Origin of the sequence: Streptococcus cristatus (assembly GCF_003943535.1) — a bacterium.
Taxonomy (GTDB): domain Bacteria; phylum Bacillota; class Bacilli; order Lactobacillales; family Streptococcaceae; genus Streptococcus; species Streptococcus cristatus_L.
This window is the reverse complement of record NZ_RJPU01000010.1, coordinates 1-20,691: the sequence shown is the minus strand read 5'-3', so window position 1 is coordinate 20,691 and position 20,691 is coordinate 1. Positions and strand designations below refer to the sequence as shown.

Genomic DNA, 20,691 nt, shown 5'->3' with positions numbered 1-20,691 from the left:
ACGTTATTTAATACAAATTGTTACAACTTAAATAATTACAAAAAACCAAGTCGAAAGACTTGGTTTTTTAAATTGGATACCTTATTATTTAAGAGTAACTGAAGCTCCAGCTTCTTCCAATTTAGCTTTGATTTCTTCAGCTTCTGCAGTTGGAACGCCTTCTTTGATGACACCTGGTGCACCATCAACAAGTTCTTTAGCTTCTTTAAGGCCAAGACCAGTGATTTCACGTACAACTTTGATAACGCCAACTTTTTTGTCACCAGCAGCTGTCAATTCAACGTCAAATGAATCTTTAGCAGCACCAGCGTCAGCAGCACCAGCTGCAGCAACAGCTACAGGAGCAGCTGCAGTTACACCAAATTCTTCTTCGATAGCTTTTACAAGGTCGTTCAATTCAAGGATTGAAGCTTCTTTAATTTCAGCAATAATGTTTTCAATGTTCAATGCCATTGTTATTTCCTCCAAATAAGTTTATATTTTTATAATAATTTTTGTAGCTAGGCTACGCTGCGTAGCTTAAGATTAAGCTGCGTCTTCTTTGTTGTCTGCAACTGCTTTGACAGCAAGTGCAACGTTGCGAACTGGCGCTTGAAGTACAGAAAGGAGCATAGAAAGAAGTCCTTCGCGGTTTGGAAGAGTTGCAAGTGCAAGAATCTCTTCTTTTGATGCGACAGCGCCTTCGATAGCACCACCTTTAATTTCAAGTGCTTCTGCATTCTTAGAAAAATCGTTCAAGATTTTCGCTGGTGCGATAACATCTTCGTTAGAAAATGCTACTGCAGATGGTCCAACAAATACTGATGCAAGATCTTCAAGACCAGCTTTCTCAGCTGCACGACGTAAGATTGAGTTCTTAATCACTTTGTACTCAACTTCGCTTCCACGAAGCTCACGACGAAGAACAGTATCTTGCTCAACTGTCAAACCACGAGCGTCCACAACAACGATTGATGCAGCAGCTTTCATTTTCTCAGCTACTACGTCAACTAATTCTGCTTTTTTAGCAATAATTGCTTCACTCATTTAGTGTTTCACCTCCGTAATTATTTTGCTTGGGGAATTTTTCTAAAAGAAAAACGCGCCCAAACCTAGACACGAAAGTACAATACGCTTCTTTTACATGATACGTTTTGTCCTCGGTAGGATTTTTATGAGTCGAGCTCCCCTACTGTCTTAGGCAGTTTTTTCAAACCATTAATAATTATAGCAAAAGAAAAAAAAGATTGCAAGCTTTTTGTGCAATCTTTTTAATTTTTTATGCATTTTTAGGAAAAGTCTTGTCAAGCAAGGCTTTACTAGCATCGTCAGCAGGCACCCAGCCATCTGTGAAAACTCGGTCTTTTATCCAAAGACGATTATAGAAAAAGGCCCAAAACAAGTTGTAGGCAGTTCCTACAGGTCTCAAGAAATCATCTGGGATAAGAAGTGTTGCAATCACAGCAAATACAAACAGTGATCCAAGCATGATCCCAAAGTATTTCCAGTCTTTACGAAAAAGAGGAACGAAAAAGTTAAATAGCAAGGTTGTAATAGAGTACATAGGTGACAAAGTTTTAACATTGCTACCATCTGGTGCTTGAATAGTAAGTTTATTCATCAAGATCTCCTTAAATATAAAAATACTAATAAAGTTTAACAAAATTTTATATGTTTGTCAATTTAGGCAGATCTAGACGGAAATCAGAGCGTCACTTCTTCAAAAAAATGTAGCCCTAAGGCTACATTTTAAACTACATAATATTCTTCTTTTTTNTTGAACCAAGCATATGGCAGACCGATTAGAAGACCACCACCAATCAAGTTTCCTACGAAGGTCACAGCCCAGTGACGCAGGATATTTCCAATACCAAAATTTGCCACCTGTGATGCGGCTGAGCTAAATTTGACGATAGCAAAAGAAGCAAAGTTAGCTGCCAAGTGTTCGTTGGTTAAAAATACAAACATATAAATGGCTGAAATAACCAAGAAAAGCTTAGCTGTACTATCTTTCACCAAGACGAAGGAAAGAATCGCAATATTAACGAATACATTGGCTAGTATTCCCTCAAGTAAAATAAGTTCATTGGAGCGGGCAAGCTTCATCTGCACAACACCAGCAATGAAACTTTCCTTGCTAAGTCCCGCATAAGCCGCCGAATTAGCAAAGAGCCACCCAGCAATCAGAGCCCCAATCAAGTTAAAGAAAGTACAATAGAACAAAATAATCAATGCTTTTTTCCAGTCAATCTTCTTCAAGAAAGTGCCAGCTGTCAAAAACATCATGTTGGAAGTCACCAGCTCAGCATTCAGAAAGACGATGTAGGCCAATCCCCAAGCAAAGATAAAAGGGAAGAGAAAACGACCCGTTCCTGGGACAATCTTATTTGTCAGGTCTGCCGCAATAGCTCCTGCTCCTGTACTGAAAGTCAGAAAGGCCCCCGCAAAGATAGAGCGAACAGCATACTTCCCTTTGCTTGTGTCGAACAAGCCTTCTTTCTTACGGCAAGCTGCTTCTATTTTTGGAATAAATGTCGATTCGACCATAATAATTCTCCTCTAAGTTAAACTATGTACAGTATATCACAAACTTCTATTTTTAGAAAGCGTTTTCTGTAAGTTTTTTGCTAAATTTGAAATTGAATTTGGAAAACTACATTTCAAGTTCTTAGTTCGACTGCTAGCCGCCTTATATCTTCTGGCCGAGTTCGACAGCAACCGCCAAAAAGCTGAACGCCCTGTTTCTTCCAAAGATGGCTATAATTAGTTAAACAGAGCTGCTGCTCAGGATTGTCCTGCCAAGTATTCGTCACCCCATTATAGACCTCTCCAGAATTTGGATAGGCCAGCAAGGGTTTATCGCACACCTGTTTCAACTTTTCTAATAAAGGAGCAATCAAATGTGGAGCTGTGCAGTTAAAACCGACAGCCAATACTTGTGGACTCGACTGAGCCAAGCGCCCAACTTCTTCTATCAGTGTTCCATCTGAAATCGCTGATGTCGTCTGAGCTGTAAAAGATAAATAGGCCTCCACCTGCGAAAATTCTTCCGATAATAAATGAACAAGCGCCTCGGTTTCTGCTCCATTAGGAATCGTTTCAAGTGCCAATAAGTCACACCCCGCGTCCAGCAAGGCTTGTATCCTCGGACGATGAAAATCTTGGAATTCTGCCTCACTCAAGTGATAGGCTCCTGTATATTCCGATCCATCAGCCAGGTAAGCAGCATAAGGTCCGACAGATCCAGCTATCAGAGGATATGATCGCTGCTGATCATCTAGCGATAATCCCTGCCAGACATTTTTAACAGCTGCCTGTGCTAAAAAGACTGTCTCTTTGAATAGTTCATGGGCCTTATCTAAACTCAATCCTTCTTCGACAAAAGCTGGAATGCTGGCCTGATAACTGGAAGTGGTGATAATGTCACTGCCCGCCCGAATATAATCCTCATGCAGGTCTTTGATAATCTGAGGATTCTCAAGCAAGTACTTGGCTGACCAAAGCCGACCAGAAACATCATAGCCCTGCCTCTCCAGCTCTGTCCCCAAAGCACCATCTAGAATTATTATGTCTTGCTTTTCAAGTAAGTCTTTAAATGCTCCCATTCTTGCTCCTCAAGCTTTTTCTAAAATAACAGCTTAGTCAGTTTTGCTAAAGATAAATAAGTCTGCTTATTTGAAATGATCGTCTACTTCATTAGCAAAACGCAAAAAAGAGATTATTACAATCTCTTTTTTCTTATCTAGTTATGTGATGCCCATGCTTGATCTGTTTCCAGAACATCTTGAGTCGTGTATTGTCCACGGTAAGGATTGTAAACCATATTAGACGCTCCTGTCTGATAGCTAGGCGAATCAAACTGAGTCAGATTGTATGCTTCAATCAGATAGTTTAATTTTGCATAGTAATGACTATCCGTTGCATATACACCTGTCAAGGCAGCTGTCGCATCTTGATAAGTCGGGGCATTACTCTTCCAAGCTCCCGCAAAATGACCTTGTCTCAAGACGTAGACATAATCCTGAAGTGACTCAGCGTAACTTGAGTAAGAGCGGAATTGATCATTGATCGCATAAGTATTGCCCTGACCATCTTCTTCCAAGGTCTCCAGCGTCGCTGACTGACCAGCATAAGCTCCTTTAATCCCGAACAAATTATAGTGAGGATAGCCTGATAGACCAGACTGGCCAGAACCACTCTCTAAAATAGCTTGTGCAATCATCACAGAAGCATACAGATCATTATCCTGGGCCAACTGGCGAGCTGGCTCACTAATTTGTGAAATGAAATATTCTGTTTGGTTCAATGGTTGCTGAACAGCATCATTTGCACTTGCTGGCTTGATTTGCTTTGACAAAGCAAGACCAAAGACAACGGTTGAAGCCATTACTGCCAAACCTGTCAAAAGTTTTTTTCTTTCTTTTGAAATTCTCTTCTTCACAGTCTTTCTCCTAAATACAATATTTATTCTACTATTGTAACATACTAAAAGCAAAATAACATTAGCAATAAATTACAAGTATATGACATTTTTTAGATCTTCCACGAATATAAGTTTTACAAGCCACGATTGTTCCATTCAAAACTTCCTAGTTCGACTTGCATAATGAGCCTTATCACTAAGATATACAGGCTGAACTGAAGATGAAAATAACCTGACTCCAACCCATACGGAATCAGGCTATGATCTTAAACTCTGAAAGTTCAACTATCATTCCGATACAATCTAACATCTAGATCTTGCCTAAAATCGCATCCCAGGCTTGATCAAGACCAGTTTTATCAACTGAAGAAAAGATAATAAAATCATCAGTTTTATCAAAGTCCAGCTTTTTCTTAATGGCGCTCTCATGTTTGTTCCACTTACCACGTGGAATTCTATCAGCCTTGGTAGCCACAACAATAACTGGAATTTCATAGTATTTGAGGAATTCATACATCTGCACATCATCCGCACTAGGATCATGGCGTAAGTCTACTAGACTCACGACCGCTCGCAGATTGTCCCGACTGGTCAGGTATTCCTCAATCATTTTGCCCCATTTAGCGCGCTCCGTTTTCGAAACCTTGGCATAGCCGTAGCCAGGAACATCCACAAAACGGAGCTTGTCATCAATATTGAAAAAGTTCAACAACTGCGTTTTACCAGGCTTGCCTGAAGTTCGTGCTAGATTTTTGCGATTGAGAAGAGTATTGATAAAACTAGATTTACCAACATTGGAGCGACCCGCCAAGGCGATTTCTGGAATATCATCCTGAGGGTAATGCGATTTATTGGCTGCGCTCAGTAAGATCTCAGCATTATGTGTATTGATTTCCATAAGCTTCCCCTAGGCAGTTTCTAAGATTGGCTTGTCTGTGCCATCTACTGCTTCCTTCGTGATACGAACCAGCTTAACATTTTCCTGACTTGGCACTTCAAACATGACATCCATCATGGTTTCTTCAATAATTGAACGAAGTCCACGCGCACCTGTCTTGCGTTCGATGGCTTTCCTAGCAATGGCTTGCAGGGCTTCCTCGTCAAATTCAAGCTCAACATCATCATAAGAAAGCAAGGTTTGGTATTGCTTCACTAGTGCATTTCTCGGTTCACTCAAAATGCGAACCAAGTCATCAACGGTCAACTGTTCTAGAGCTGCAAAAACCGGCAAACGACCAATCAACTCAGGGATAATTCCAAATTTTTGAATATCGTCAGCGACAATGGCCTGCATATAAGACGCACCCTCGTCGATTGCCTTATTGTTTTGACCGAAACCGATAATCTTCTCACCAAGACGTTGCTTGACAATCTCTTCGATACCATCAAAAGCACCACCAACGATAAAGAGAATGTTCTTGGTATCAACCTGAATCATTTCTTGCTGTGGATGCTTACGACCACCTTGAGGAGGCACGCTGGCAACTGTTCCTTCAATAATCTTCAGTAAGGCTTGCTGAACACCCTCACCTGAAACATCACGAGTGATAGAAACATTTTCGCTCTTCTTAGCAATCTTGTCGATTTCATCCACATAAATGATGCCGCGTTCTGCCCGTTCAATATTGAAATCAGCTGCCTGTAAAAGCTTGAGCAGGATATTCTCTACATCTTCACCAACATAGCCAGCCTCAGTCAAGGCTGTCGCATCCGCGATAGCAAAAGGAACATTGAGACTGCGCGCCAAGGTCTGAGCCAGGAATGTTTTCCCAGATCCAGTTGGACCAATCATGAGGATATTGGATTTTTGTAGCTCCACATCATCCTCTTCGCGACTGTCATGAAAATTAATTCGCTTATAGTGATTGTAAACGGCAACTGCCAAAGCCCGCTTGGCCCGATCCTGACCGATCACATAGTGATTCAAAATATTGAGCAATTCTTGCGGTTTTGGTACTTCAGAAAGATCAGCTAAAACTTCCTCAGCTAATTCTTCTCGGATAATCTCCTGCGCCAACTCGACACATTCATTACAGATAAAGGCATTGTTGCCCGCAATAATTTTTTGGACTTCGTCCTGATTCTTTCCACAGAAAGAACAATATACCATCATCTCATTATTACGATTTGTAGGCATTGTTTACTCCCATTCTAAATTTCTAATTCAATTTTTTATTTACATTTTAAAAGAGGGTCATATAAAAAGCATGGATGGAATTAACAAGATTTGTAAAAGCATTTAACAAAAATAAAATAGCCAATCCATAACGTTTTTTACGAAAAGTCTGAAGCGAACAGATCAGACAAATTGCACATAAAAAGGCCGTAAAAAAACCAAAAACACTTCTTTCCATTCCTATGAACCCTTTCTTTTGAGGATTTTTACGGTGAAATCATACTCATTTTTTTCATCTTTGGGTCGAAAGCGACTGCTCACTTCCTCGAACTGTGTCAGATCAAAGTCTGTTGGGAAATAAGTATCACCTTCCAAGCTAGCATGGATTTCTGTCTTAATCACCTCATCCAAGTCATGCTCAAATAAAGAAAAGATCTGACCGCCACCGATAATATAGAGATTCTTCTCTTGCTCTTGGTACCATTTCAACACCGCTGGGAGATCATGGAATACCAAAACACGCTCATCTTCAATCTGATAATCCCTATCGCGTGTCAAAATCAGAGTTTTTCTATTTGGCAGCACGCGCCGATGCATGCCATCAAAAGTCACCCGTCCCATTAAAATCGCATGTCCAGTCGTGATTTCTTTGAAATGCTTCAACTCTGCTGGTAAATGCCATGGCAAGCTTTGGTCTTTGCCAATCAGACCATTTTGATCCTGTGCCCAAATCGCCGCAATCTTTTTCGTCATTTCTCCATCCTTCACATTGATATTTCTATTCTATCAAAATTTATTAAAAAAGACTTGTTTGGACTATCACTTCTATCTATTTATTTTTGGCAGCTAATCCAGATAAAAAATCGATAACCCAAAAGATTATCGACTATTTGTTTGCTAGGCAAATCACCCTTTCTTCATCTTTTTGACAAAGACAAATCCTACAACAGCAGCTACAAGGCCAAACAAGGAAACGTTCAAGAGGGTTGAGTCTGTCTTCTTAGGCTCAGCAGTGGCAGCCTCTTTTTTATCCGCTAAGGGATCAATATCGCACCCCTCTCTTTTGACTGACTTACCTTCAGTTGAAGCATCAGCATTGCTTTGCTCGGTCCCTTTGTTTTTAGGGCCTTTTCCATGACAAAGCAAATCAATCGTATAGGATTTCTTTCCCTGATTTGCCCCATCCGAACCTTGGTCTACAAGCTGCAGAAAGTCATCTTCTTCCACTGAAGAATCCGCAACTTGCTCAAGTTGGGACTCTGCCTGCTGGACTTCATCCGCACCCACAACAGCCATCGGTGTCACAGAAACCGATAGACCAAGCAAAAATGAACAAATGCCCAGACTAAAGAGTTTTCTCCTGCTTCTATGTGTTAAAAAATTTGCTTCCATATCAATACCTCCGAGATAGGCACTAGCGAAACACATATATCTATTGTCATTATAGCACTTACAAAATATATTTCAATCATTTGCTCTTGAAAATTAAAAAACCTACTGACTGTCATTCAGTAGGAAAAATACAATCAAATCGCCAAATCAAACTTGAGTTGAGGTTTGACCGGATCATAATCTAATAACTCAAAATCTTCTGCTTTGATATCAAAGAAATTGGTCCCATCTGGCACATTTAAAATGAGTCGAGGTTGGCAGTTGCTAGGTTCCCGACGCAACAACTCCTCCGCCTGCTCGAACTGATTGTCATAGATGTGCAAGTTATTGATAAAGTAAAAGAACTTGCCGACTTTCCAACCAAAATGCTTGGCAATCATCATCTGCAGAGCCACATACTGCATAGCATTGATGTGGTGAGCAACTAGCATATCATTTGAGCGCTGGGTCAGAGTCGCATCCAGATAAATCTCCCCATCCACACGACGAACGTCAAACATAGTTTGAAAAGCGCATGGCAGCAGGCCGTCTGTTTCTTCAAACGCTTCATAATCCCAGAGAGAGATGATATTGCGACGATTCCAAGGATTGGCTTCCAGCTGTTGGAGAATTTTATGGATAATATTGTGCTTCTTTACAACAGCTCCATAGCGCTGGCCAATAGTACCCGTATCGCCAACTTCCCAATCATTCCAATAGTGAACATGATACTTGTCGTTGAGCAGTTCCAAGCTATTAGACTGGTCTTGATAGATCCAAAGGACTTCCTTGATGGCGGACTTGATGGCAATAGGGCGCAGCGTTGTGATTGGGAACTCGCCCTTGCTCAAATCGTATTCTGCAAATGAACCTGTGATATATTTGGAATTAGCCACATTTCCATCCTTGTAGCGCGGACGGGCATTTTCAGAAAAAACACCTTGCTCCATAATTTTTTTTATATTCTCTTTGAAAATCGTATCTGCTAGCGTCATGATTTCTCCTTCGTTCAGTGAGCTTTTTCTAGTATAGCAAATTTTCCATAAAAATTCTCCTGCCAAGTTTAGCAGGAGAAAACTTTATTTGACCCATTCATCTGGATGATTGAGCTTATTCGCATCCTTTTCTGATAATCTCAAGGTAATATCTGACACAGCAGGAATATTTAAAAGAGTGACATAGGGGTAGTTTTTGTAGGTCGTAAATTTGACACCGCTTTCTCCCTTTTTTCCACTAATATTGTAGATATAATTAACCTCTGCATCATCGGGCAAATCGACCCAGGCATCTTCATTATCTTCCTCAGACTCTACCAGATCTAGCATATCTGCAAATTCATCCAAAGTTTTGGTGTTTCTTGTCTGATAAACCTGCTGATTCTGACTATCCAATATGGTCAGAAAACCTTCTGTCTTTGATTTGCAAGCGGATAGGATCAAAAGAAAAATGGGAAATAATATTAGAAAATATGCAACTTTTCTCTTCATTTTAGCCCTCCTTATAGCTTTGCTAAGAGAGGAGATGGTTAGAACTACTGAAGTACCAGCGAAGCTGCTCCGATAACTCCGGCATCGTTTCCGAGAGTTGCAAGAGCTAATTTAGTTGATGTACGCACTTGTGGGAAGGTATTTTCATCATAAACTTTTTGAATACCTTGTAGAAGGAATTCTCCTGCTGCTGACACTCCGCCACCGATAACAATCGTTGATGGATTAAGGATAGAGCCGATATTGGCGCAAGCAATTCCCAAGTAACGTGAGAAGTTACGATAAACGATCAAAGCAAGGTCGTCGCCTTCTTTTGCCAAATCAAAAACAGTTTTAGCTGTTACTTCTTCTCCGTCATCAATCAGGCGTTTCAAAGTTGCATCACCTTCGTACTCATCAGCATAGCGACGCGTCAGGTTGACAATCCCTGTTGCTGAAGCAACTGTCTCCAAACAGCCCTTTTTACCACAGGTACATGCGATTGGTTGGTCGAAATCAACAGTGATATGGCCCAGCTCGCCTGCCGCACCTGCCACACCGTGGAGCAGTTTACCTTCCGCAACGATACCGCCACCAACACCAGTACCAAGTGTCATAAAGACAACGTCTGGTTGGTTTTCACCAGCACCCATCCAACGCTCACCAAGCGCAGCTACGTTGGCATCATTATCAATGAAGAATGGAATGCCTGTCGCTTTTTCGATTTTCTCTTTTACCGGCTGGAGGGTCTTCCAGTTCAGGTTATAGGCACCGATAACAGTCCCTTTCTCACGGTCAACCACACCCGGTGATCCCATGCCAATTCCGACAAAGTCCTCAGCTGATAGATTTAGGAGCTCCAAACGATGCTGGATAGACTCAATCATATCGTCTACAATATGGCTTCCTTCATCCAAAATATTAGTTTTAATAGACCATTTTTCTTGGATTTCACCCTCTTGCGTTAAAATTGCAAATTTGATAGATGTACCACCAAGGTCAATCCCAATAATTTTTTTTGACATGATATTCTCCTCTGTATTCGTTCTCCCTCTTATTATAGCAGATTTTTTTAACGGTGAAAAGGTTTGCATGATATTTTTTGTAAATCGCTGATTACTACACTTAAATTAGAGATTATGAATATTCTTTCATGTAGAAAAAATAGCTTTTGAACGACAAGAAAGAAATAATAAGATCAAGAAGAGCAAAGATTTCTTTTTCACAATTTCAGAGGCTTCAGACTCTGCATTTTAGATTCCGAACATCAAAAAGGAGAAGACCAAAAGATCCTCTCCATAAATTGACTTATCATCAAACCACTACAGTTGACAAAGAGCCCTTTTATTCTTCCTTCTTCTTCATCAGGAATAATCCTGTCAATGCTAACAGAAGGCCGAGAAGGAAGGCTGAATCTGTTGCTGTGCCTGTACTTGGTAAGGTTGCTGACTTAGTGGCTGGACCTTTAGTAGAATCATCTACTTTAGATCCTTGCACTTGCTCCTGCATCTGCGGGGTTGCAGTTGACTTGTAAACAACCGCATAAACACCTAGCTGATCTGTCATGTACTCGATATAATGACCTTTTTGCTGGAAGGATACCGCATCAAGCTGATTAGCCGCTGTCATAAAGAAGACATTTTCAACATCTTTGTTAGATGCAACTGGAAGGCTGACAAAGACCTTGCCCTTAGGCTGAACAGCTTTGCCAAATTGGTCTTCTAGTCTAATGTCATAAGCATCATAGAGCTTACCTTCTAGGCTTTGAGCTGCTACTTTCTTGACCTTCAAGGCTACAACTTGATCAAGCGTAGACTTCATGCCAATCACTTGAACCTTGGTAGCTTCGTCCGTCAAGATACGTAAGTTATTTTCTGGCTTAGATGGCTCTACAGGCTTCTCTGGTGTAGTTGGTTTGTTTGGTTTCTCTTCCTTGCTTCCAACTTCCACAATCTGATCAACGGGATCTTTAGAAACGAAGCTATCGCGAGTCAATCGCCCGGTTTCCTGACCATTTTCGATGGTCACTTCCACAAGTGTGGTCTTCTCGCCGGCCTTACCTTCTTGGACAACTTTTCGAGTACCCTTAGACAATTGTGGATTTTCTCGTTCGATGGTATTAAACGGTAGAACCTCTGTCACAATATCCAAGCGTGGCTGCTCGACAACAAGATTCTTAACACCTTCAGCTGGAGTGATTTGCTCGACTGGTTTACCAACTTCCACAATCTTGTCGACTGGGGCTTTGGAAACGAAGCTATCGCGAGTCACACGACCGCTTTCCTTGCCATTCTCAATCGTCACTTCCACAAGTGTGGTCTTCTCGCCTGACTTGCCTTCTTGGACAACTTTTCGAGTGCCCTTAGGTAATTGTGGATTTTCACGTTCAACAGTATTAAACGGTAGAACTTCTGTCACAATATCTAAGCGCGGTTGGTCAACGACAAGATTCTTAACACCTTGATCTGGTGTTACTTGCTCGACTGGTTTACCGATTTCCACAATCTGATCTACTGGCGCTTTAGAAACGAAGCTATCGCGAGTCACTCGACCAGTTTCTTGACCATTTTCGATGGTCACTTCGACAAGCGTGGTCTTCTCGCCGTTCTTGCCTTCTTGGACGACTTTTCGAGCTCCCTTAGGCAACTGTGGTTTTTCACGTTCGACAGTATTAAACGGTAAAGCTTCGGTCACGATATCAAGGCGTGGTTGCTCTACAACCAGATTCTTAACGCCTTCTGCTGGGGTGACTTGTTCAACTGGCTTGCCAACTTCCACAATCTGATCCACTGGTGCTTTGGAAATGAAGCTGTCACGAGTTGTGCGGCCAGTTTCTTGACCATTTTCGATGGTCACTTCAACCAGAATCGTCTTCTCACCTGACTTGCCTTCTTGGACAACTTTTCGGGTGCCTTTCGGCAATTGTGGATTTTCACGTTCAACAGTATTAAACGGTAGAACTTCAGTTACCACATCCAAGCGTGGTTGCTCAACTACCGGAATCTTAACACCTTCGTCTGGAGTCGTCTTGTGAACTGGAGGTTTTGGTGTATCTGGATTGGGTGTCTCAGCTATCTCGGCATGATAGGTAGAGACTTCGTAAAACTCAGGGCGACCACCTTCCCACTTCAACTTAACATCTAATAAGTGGGCGCTGTTAGCGAGCTGGAAGGTTTGGAAACTTGTGGTAACCGCACCCAAGTTTTGCCATGCTGTTTGGCCATCTTTGGAAATGGTTCTTGCCCAAACGTGCGCTGAGCTTCCTGATGGAATATCTGAAATCAGGCGAACTTGATTTGATTCTGTCTTTTCAGATAGATGGTAAATCAACTCACCGCTGTCTTGAGTCGCCTTGTAACTGCTGAGAATATTTCCATCTGCTATATTATTCTTTTCAGATGACTTGGTCTCTGTACCAGTACCTTCCACAGTTGGATTATTGACTAACTTAGTGTATTCTCCATCATTGATAACTAACTCTGTAAATCCAACAAAGCGATGACGATAAGGAGCTGTGTAGAGCACTCGGAGATATTTCGCCGCAGTTGCTTCTGGCAATTCTCCCTCAATATAGCGATTTCCAGGTCGCTGTGAATCATGTGTCCAGCCATCAGTTAAGGAGTCGTCACGTGCTGGATTTTCCTGACCATCTCCCACTGAAACGACATCTTTCCAAGTCTTGCCATCTGCGCTAACTTGAATCTTTCCATCACGAAGATAGTTCTGTGTACCATCTTTAATGTAGGCGCGAATCTTCTTGATTTGACGGGTTGCTCCAAGATTGAGAGTCATATGACCATCGGTTTGTGGATAATCAGAGAATTCAACATAATTGTTTAAATCACCATCAAAGAGCTGGTCTAGGTTTTTCGATTTACGAACATCTCCGCTACCATAGTTAGGATCAATACCCATGCTGGTAGACTCAATCGATGTTGGTTGAATTTCCTTAGTGGTCAAGAGCAAGGAAGTCGTTCCGATTGCCTGTCTCTGACCTGTCTTGTTTTCAAGACGTACATAACGAACAAGCTGGTGGTCTTGTAACTCAGAGGCACTATACCACTCCACTCCATTTGGAGAATAGCGAAGCTGGAGTGCTTGATTAGCATTCTCACCCAGTTTCAAATCCTCAATTTCATGGAGGCGATCTAGTTTCATGCCAAGATATTGACCCGCATCTAAAGTTGTTCCAGCTGGAATATCCATCTCGTAGCGACCCAATTTTTCATGGACTTGAGTAGCCTTGAGTTGATCAACATTAGTATCTGTGTATTGGTCTGTTCCAGTTTTTGACTCGACAGATAGGTTGCCAATTCGCCACCAGAAATTCGTCTTTTGCGTATTTCTAACGCGTACATAACGGATATTCTGATTGGTTTCAACTTCTTTGCTTTGCTCACCTGTCAAGTTGGCTACTGTTGTCCAGTTTTGTCCGTCAGTAGAGACTTCGATGACACCAGCTGCTAGCTTATCTGTCACACCTTGTACCAAACGAATCTTCTTGACTGTTTGTTGAGAGCCAAGATCCAACTGCACCCAAGCATCTACTGGGGTTGTATCTCTTTCTCCATTTGCTGTTGAAGAACTTGCCAACATTGCTTCTGTGCTATCACTATTATCTGTCATCTTGGCAGACGTTGTATTGAGTTTATAGACCAGATTTGAGCTGATGGTAATGCTTCCAGCTTTCTTCTTGGCATTTTCAAGAGGACGGTTAACTGCGATTTCACGAACTGCAAACCAAGTATTATCTCGATCTTCTGTTGCAACCATTCGAATACCTTTGGCCTTGATGTCAAGATTATCTAAGGTAATCTCAGACTCATTACCGACATAGTTACCTTGAGGAAGGGCAGTCCACTCACCCGCTTCATTTAAGTATTCAATCTTGGCCTTATTAAAGGTATCTTTCGGATTGCTGACAGCTCCCATAGCAAAGCTCAATTTCTTGATAGAAACAGGCTTATTGAACTGAAGTCCAACATAATCGCCAGTACTAATTCTGGTTGGATTTTTAAAGATAACTTGAGTTGACAAGTCTCCGTCCAAGACCTGAGTCAAATCTCCTTCACCACCTGTACGATTAGTAATGAATGTCGTTACAACTTTATCTGGGTTCAGTTCTTTTTCGATCTCCTTGGCCAGATATTCTTTAAGGTTAAGGATAAATGGACGGATATGCTGTACACCTAGCTCAGCATTTTCGTAATGGTCAACATACCAGAAAGAATGTTTCTTAGATTGCTCATAATCTTTCAAGCCCTTGTAGTAATTATTCCAAAGGCCGTCAGCATTTTTGCTATCAATAAATTCAGTAGCTGTCAAGAGAGCATCCAGGGCATTCATCTGGTCAATGGTATTGTCAAGCCAGTACTTAATCTGCTCACGCATCTGTTCATTTCCTGATGCTTTATAGGTCTCAGCTGCAGCTTTTAGTTTAGCAAATTCTGCCTTCAACTCTTTGCGCTCAGCTGAGACATCTTGACCTGCTTTCAGCTTGTTCATGAAGTTTGTCAGTTTCGGAGCTAGATCTACAGACTCTTCTAGCTTCACAACACGATTATCCATATGTTGGTTAATCATGTGCTTACCTAGCTCACGGAAGGCTGCAGATTCTTTGGTCTCTGTGAAACGACCTGTTTCTGCAAAGTTGAAAGCTATTTCGTTAACAGCTTTGGCTTCCGCCTCATTCTTCCAAATATTCCAGCTGTACTCTGCAGCTGAGAAGAGAGCAATTTTAGATGGTTCTGATTGCTGCATTGGATTGAGCATGACCCCACCGATTAGGCTTGGATCCACACCAGGATGTAGGAATTTCTCACCACCACCCAAGATGAGGTGTTGCTTAGAATTATCTGTACACGGCCAGTTAATCCAAAGTTGAACAGGACGATATGGCTGACCAGATGCTTCTATATTTTGCTTAAGTTGAGTCAAGAAGTTTTCAGAAACTTCACCCCAAATCTTGCCTCCTGTCAGAGTCATAATGCTACTTTTCGGAAGATTACGGTTTAGAGAACGCAGTTCGTCTTCTCGACCATTGCCCCAATACTGACTTGGAACAAAAATCATCTCTTTCTTCAAGCCTGGATAAGTCGCTTGTTTTTCAGTCAACCAATCGGTCATATCTTTCATCAAGCGGTTATAACTTTCATAACCACCATAAGGCTGAGCTGCATCATCTGCAAGGATACCAAACTCACGAACGCCGACATCCAGTAACTGGGTAAATTTAGCTTTGATTGCATTCAGGTCTTCTTGGTAAACCGTCTCATTTTGGAAGCGAATTCGACTATTCATAAATGGATGAATGGTCCAGACATAGCGAGTCTTAGTTTCATTCCCTACTTTAGCAAGTTGGCGGATTTCTTCTAGTTTTTCTTTTGGATAAAGTTCTCTCCACTTACTGTTGTGATATGGATCATCTTTTGGTGCAAAAATATACTGGGTCAGTTTCAAATCACCACCGTAGCGCATCAAGGCCGCCCGATCTTTATTAGACCATGGATTACCATAATAGCCTTCGATAAAGCCACGATTCTTCATATCAGCATAATCTTCAACATTGACCTCACGCAGAACTGGAGCAGGGCTATCATTTAGCATATGCTTGAGCGTTGTTAGTCCATAAAAGACAGCATCTGTATCTTTTCCGACAATGGAAATTTGCTGACCTTTAACAACTAATGAATAAGCATCAATCTTATCAAATAGTCCTTGGTTAACAGACTCTGTTCTCTGAGCTTCTTCCGCTTTTGAGCCAGTCTGGTGAACTCCCAGATAGATATTGGTTGCGTCAGCTTCGGCCGTCTTACCAGTAGTATAGGAGATATTGCTATTTTGCAAAATAGATTTGAGTCGATTACGAGTGTAAATATCAACTTGCTCACCGATTACCAAATGAACTTTCTTATCCAGACGTACTAAGCCATCACCATAAGCAACCTTATGAGGAGTTGGGAAAATCTTATACTGTTTCTTAAGATATTCTTGGCTTCTCAAAGCTGCTTCTACTACACTTGGATCTGCTGGTTTTTTAGCGATAAAGGTATCTTCTAATTCAACAGTTCCGTCATCTTTCGGAGCTGGAGTTTCAGGTTTTGGTGCTGGTGGGGTGGCTGGCTCATCTGATGTAGCTATTGGTTTCAAAAGATTGATTTCAGCTGCACTAGCATATCCTTCTACTCCCTGTAGGATCTTCAACTGGATTGTATCCGTTTCGACAGCTTCAAAGTTTGCAATCTTTTCAGCTACATTATTATCCCAAGTACCTTCAGCTACCTTAACCAATTGATCAGCCTTTTTAGCATAGACTTCATATTTAGTCACAAGACCATTTCCACCGCCTGGACGAGGGAGATAAGTCAGCGCATTGACAGCTGTTGTTTGCTTCAAGGTCATAGTAACCGTATAAGACGGGTCCTTCTTCGTCCAATGTGAATGCCAGAAGGTTGCAGGATTGCCATCAAAGGCTTTAGAAACAGCTCCTTCTGTAGCATTTCCTGGTAGCTGCTCACTACTTGCTTCCACACGGGCAATCTGATCCTGTGCAATCAAACGTGGATTGACAAATGGCTTATCAGATAAGCTGAGATTGTGCAAAGTACCTTCAAAACCTCCGATTTTTTCAAGAGGTAGGACAAGACTTGTGTGGGCCAATCTTGGATGAGCTGGGTTGGCAACACGATTAATCTTTTCACCATTCACATAGAGCTCAGTTGACTGAGGTTTGGTGACAAAGACTAGCTCATAGCGTTTACCTTTTTCCAATGTCTTGTCAAACTGAATATGGTGTTGCTCAAACTTATAGGCTACTTTACCTGACTCATCAGACAAATAGAGCTTGTTCCCCTCACTAGAAGCTAACTCCTGCACACCGTCACCTGTAACCGTCACATCAACCTTTAAGACGTGACTTGGACCGACGTTCCCAATGGCATTTTCAATCTTGCTTTCTTTATTGAAGACTAAACCTTTAGCGTTTTGTGTGATGTTTTCTGCATCGTAACGCTTGATTGTCTTTGGATTGATTTCATAGGTCTCAGTATCATCAATCTTGTACTCTGGATTGCTACCTGGTGCATAAACATAGTCTGCGTGTGGTAGGGTTCTTCCTGCAAAGTTGTTAGCAGCCCGGTTTGATCCCCAAGTCTTTTCAGCAGTAACTCTTGTTGCTTCAAAGAAGCGCTTGAAAATATCATAAGAAGTCATGCCTGTTTCGTGGAGATCAATATTATCATTCCAAACAGCATGTCCACCACCCAAGATATGAGGGTTTGAAGCTGCTAATTGTGGACCATTTCCTGCTGTCGTAAAATCATTTGGCGTCCAGCGATTATATTGATACTCATAAGAAGAGTAATCACCGTATGCTCCTTGCTGGTTATTACCATTTGGCACACTGTAAGTCGGAACATCCGTAATATTGATAATTTTAGCACCAGCCTTCAAAGCCGCTTGTGGATGTTGCCAGCCTAGACTCCAGATATCCACTTCTACACCCTTCAAATCAACTGGTGTTTGCCCACTCTTACGGCTAAGCGAACCCCAAATTCGTGGCGTATAGCCCTTACCTTTGATATAGGTGACCAAATCATTGACATAACGACGATAGTTTTCATTGTTGCCATAGTACTCATCTGTTCCGATGTGAATCGTCTTAACACCACGAAGCGGTGCATCCTTACCATCCAGCAATTTATCATAAACAGACTTGACAAAGCGTAATGTTTCATCATAATTCTTGTCCAAATCAAGCATCGCAACACGCTCTACATTGTGCTTATTCGGACTCAGCTGTCCTTTATACATCAAGTCTGGACGAACCTTCACAAATGATAAAGCATGCCCCGGTGTATCAATTTCTGGTACCAAGTTGATTCCTAACTCATCAGCCAAAGCGATTAGTCTTTGCATTTCATCCTTAGTATAGTGTTGCTTAGAAGTCAAAGACACACCATTGTCACCGATAATATCTGTCTGTAAACGGAAACCTGTATCTGCATGATTGAGCACATATTCAATTTCCTGCTCCTTGGTCAGATGTTTACCTGCTAAGTGCTCCTTGAGGAAAATATAGTTATCATTCAAATGCAACTGCAAGTCATTCATCTTGTAGTAAGCCATGTTTAGCATAATGTCCACAAGAGTATCATAAGGAATAAACTTACGACCAGTATCTAGCATAAATCCACGGTGGCTGAAACTTGGAAAATCCCGAATTTCACCATTTTGGATATTTTCTTGCCCCATTTGAAGTAGGGTTCGAGTAGCATAAAAAGCACCTTTATTGGTCTGCGCTTCAATGGTAAAGACATTATCACGAATCGTAATACCATAGCCTTCTTCACCATAGCCCCTGTCCGTTACCTTTTTAAACTCAATACGATGCGCAGATGTACTGTCTCCCTTGGCAAGCTCTAATCCTCGAGAAATCAAGTCATTAGCATAGAAATTAGCTGCCTTGTCAAATCCTGAATCTCCAACAGATAGAACGGTGTCTTCCAAAATAGAAGAATGTCCTTCCTCACCATGCCATTGCTGAACAGTTGGAGCCACTGTCGGCTTGTCTCCAACTCCCTCGTCTGCATAGCGACCAGGAACTCTAACTTCAAATTCCTTGGTAATGGTTTGGCCTTCATGCACTTGTTGCAAAGAAACTTTAACTGTCTGGTCCGTTAGAGGTTGATAGACTTTATTGTTTAAATCAATAACACCTTTTTTATTGCTGCCGACTAAACTAACTTCACCTGGCAACTCAGGCATGATTAGCGAGCGTCCATCTTGAGCTAAAGTCAATGACTCTACTTGGTTAAGATTAGTTACTTGTGCTGGATCAGGAATATTAGAATAAGCGCGCAATTCTTGAATGCCAACATTACGCCAGCGCATACTACCTTCAGTGTATTTAGTGATTTCCAACTTGAGATACTTGGCTTCAATTGGAGTATCAAGATTAACCCTTTCATCTAAGATAGGTTGACCATCTTTTTCATAAGCTAGTTTCCATTTACGAGTAGCTTCTTCTTCATTAATAGCTTCTGCTGTAGCATAATAAAGTTTCCATCCTTGCACATTTGGATCATTAGGCTGTCCCGCTCTCTGCCTACGATCCCAATCAATCTCAATTCGCTTGATTGATGTCACCTTATTTAAAGTCATGGTTAGATGAGGAGTTACTGCATTCCTATCTGTTGCCCAACGACTATTGTCGTCTCCATCTACAGCTTTATCGCCAGTATTGGATGTATTCTGCTCATGGTTGGACGCTCTCACCTGTGCATTCAATAAATGATTAACATCAGGAATATTTACCACTTCTTTCACTGGTGTAGTTGGTGCTGAAGGTGTAGTCAGTGTTGGTTGAGTCGGCTGTGGATTAGTTACTTCTGTGTTTGCAGACGACTGATCCGGTTTGGGAGTAGCTACCTCTGATGTTGCTTCAGAAGTATTTCCGCTATTATCAGAACTGCTTCCTCCATTGTCGCCAGAGTCGGCTTTTGCCAATTTGTCTGCTAAGTCAGCTGGCAATTCTGTTAGACCTTCTACCCGCTCGACCGTACCAGAATCATTTCCTCTGCCACCTGATGACTCGCTAGTAACAGTTGCTGAACTGGACCGTTGTGCCACATCAGCCGATGCCAATGGCATACCAAATAACAGGACACCTATCATAACAGAACAAGCACCGATAGCGTATTTTCGAATACTAAACTTACATTTCTTTTCCATAAAGGAACCTTCCTATCTGTACGCTTCTCACCAGTAAGCGTTTGCAACTTTATTTAAAAAAATATATTTTATTTGACTTATTTAATTTGAATTTATCGTAAAAACAGACGGAACATAACTTACACTATATCTTTTCTCAAGCCATGTTCCGCCCTTAAATCGCTGGTACATAGACTAATGGCTATGTACCAAACTTTGTGTCGGAAATGTTTTTTTACATATTTTCCTTCTTCTTCATCAGGAATAATCCTGTCAATGCTAACAGAAGGCCGAGAAGGAAGGCTGAATCTGTTGCTGTGCCTGTACTTGGTAAGGTTGCTGACTTAGTAGCTCGGCCTTTAGTAGAACCATCTACTTTAGCTCCTTGCACTTGTTCCTGCATCTGCAGGGTTGCAGTTGACTTGTAAACAACCGCATAAACACCTAGCTGATCTGTCATGTACTCGATATAATGACCTTTTTGCTGGAAGGATACCGCATCAAGCTGATTAGCCGCTGTCATAAAGAAGACATTTTCAACATCTTTGTTAGATGCAACTGGAAGGCTGACAAAGACCTTGCCCTTAGGCTGAACAGCTTTGCCAAATTGGTCTTCTAGTCTAATG

General features: G+C 41.6%; 15 protein-coding genes and 1 other annotated feature. All 15 genes read right to left on the bottom strand.

Going from position 1 to position 20,691, the window contains the following annotated elements; genetic code table 11:
* Nucleotides 1-84 precede the first annotated feature (84 nt).
* Nucleotides 85-453, bottom strand: coding sequence for a 50S ribosomal protein L7/L12 (gene rplL, locus D8790_RS09865; RefSeq protein ID WP_001196964.1), 369 nt, complete (start codon nucleotides 451-453; stop codon nucleotides 85-87).
* A 72-nt stretch (nucleotides 454-525) separates the two neighbouring features.
* A complete protein-coding gene (gene rplJ, locus D8790_RS09860; protein ID WP_001287277.1) occupies nucleotides 526-1,026 on the bottom strand; it encodes a 50S ribosomal protein L10 in 501 nt (166 codons plus the stop codon).
* 38 nt (nucleotides 1,027-1,064) lie between these two features.
* Nucleotides 1,065-1,199: a sequence feature (ribosomal protein L10 leader region), on the bottom strand.
* 59 nt (nucleotides 1,200-1,258) lie between these two features.
* Nucleotides 1,259-1,600, bottom strand: a complete 342-nt coding sequence (locus tag D8790_RS09850) for a hypothetical protein (RefSeq protein WP_015604705.1) — start codon at nucleotides 1,598-1,600, stop codon at nucleotides 1,259-1,261.
* A gap of 128 nt (nucleotides 1,601-1,728) precedes the next feature.
* Nucleotides 1,729-2,526: a formate/nitrite transporter family protein gene (locus tag D8790_RS09845; RefSeq protein ID WP_125388460.1), complete on the bottom strand. Its 798-nt coding sequence runs from the start codon at nucleotides 2,524-2,526 to the stop codon at nucleotides 1,729-1,731.
* Nucleotides 2,527-2,639: 113 nt separating this feature from the next.
* A complete protein-coding gene (gene mmuM, locus D8790_RS09840; protein ID WP_125388459.1) occupies nucleotides 2,640-3,584 on the bottom strand; it encodes a homocysteine S-methyltransferase in 945 nt (314 codons plus the stop codon).
* A 137-nt stretch (nucleotides 3,585-3,721) separates the two neighbouring features.
* Nucleotides 3,722-4,420, bottom strand: a complete 699-nt coding sequence (locus tag D8790_RS09835; protein WP_048764205.1) for a glucosaminidase domain-containing protein — start codon at nucleotides 4,418-4,420, stop codon at nucleotides 3,722-3,724.
* A 292-nt stretch (nucleotides 4,421-4,712) separates the two neighbouring features.
* The gene (gene yihA / locus D8790_RS09830; RefSeq protein ID WP_125388458.1) at nucleotides 4,713-5,300 is read right to left on the bottom strand and encodes a ribosome biogenesis GTP-binding protein YihA/YsxC; all 588 of its coding nucleotides are present in this window, start codon (nucleotides 5,298-5,300) and stop codon (nucleotides 4,713-4,715) included.
* Nucleotides 5,301-5,309: 9 nt separating this feature from the next.
* Nucleotides 5,310-6,539, bottom strand: coding sequence for an ATP-dependent Clp protease ATP-binding subunit ClpX (clpX, locus tag D8790_RS09825; RefSeq protein WP_005589758.1), 1,230 nt, complete (start codon nucleotides 6,537-6,539; stop codon nucleotides 5,310-5,312).
* 219 nt (nucleotides 6,540-6,758) lie between these two features.
* A complete protein-coding gene (locus D8790_RS09815) occupies nucleotides 6,759-7,271 on the bottom strand; it encodes a dihydrofolate reductase (protein ID WP_125388457.1) in 513 nt (170 codons plus the stop codon).
* 153 nt (nucleotides 7,272-7,424) lie between these two features.
* On the bottom strand, nucleotides 7,425-7,910 hold the full coding sequence (locus tag D8790_RS09810; RefSeq protein WP_125388456.1) for a hypothetical protein: 486 nt from the start codon (nucleotides 7,908-7,910) through the stop codon (nucleotides 7,425-7,427).
* 134 nt (nucleotides 7,911-8,044) lie between these two features.
* Entirely contained in the window at nucleotides 8,045-8,884 is an 840-nt protein-coding gene (locus D8790_RS09805; protein WP_125388455.1) for a thymidylate synthase, read from the bottom strand.
* Between the two features lie 84 nt (nucleotides 8,885-8,968).
* Nucleotides 8,969-9,376 (bottom strand): hypothetical protein, encoded by a 408-nt coding sequence (locus tag D8790_RS09800; protein ID WP_125388454.1) that lies wholly within the window; start codon nucleotides 9,374-9,376, stop codon nucleotides 8,969-8,971.
* Between the two features lie 44 nt (nucleotides 9,377-9,420).
* Nucleotides 9,421-10,380, bottom strand: coding sequence for an ROK family glucokinase (locus D8790_RS09795; RefSeq protein WP_125388453.1), 960 nt, complete (start codon nucleotides 10,378-10,380; stop codon nucleotides 9,421-9,423).
* 319 nt (nucleotides 10,381-10,699) lie between these two features.
* Nucleotides 10,700-20,086 carry a beta-N-acetylglucosaminidase domain-containing protein gene (locus D8790_RS09790; RefSeq protein WP_125388452.1) on the bottom strand — a complete coding sequence of 3,129 codons (9,387 nt, stop codon included), beginning with the start codon at nucleotides 20,084-20,086 and terminating at the stop codon, nucleotides 10,700-10,702.
* Nucleotides 20,087-20,300: 214 nt separating this feature from the next.
* On the bottom strand, nucleotides 20,301-20,691 hold a 391-nt coding region (locus D8790_RS09785), incomplete at its 5' end, for an LPXTG cell wall anchor domain-containing protein (RefSeq protein WP_125388451.1).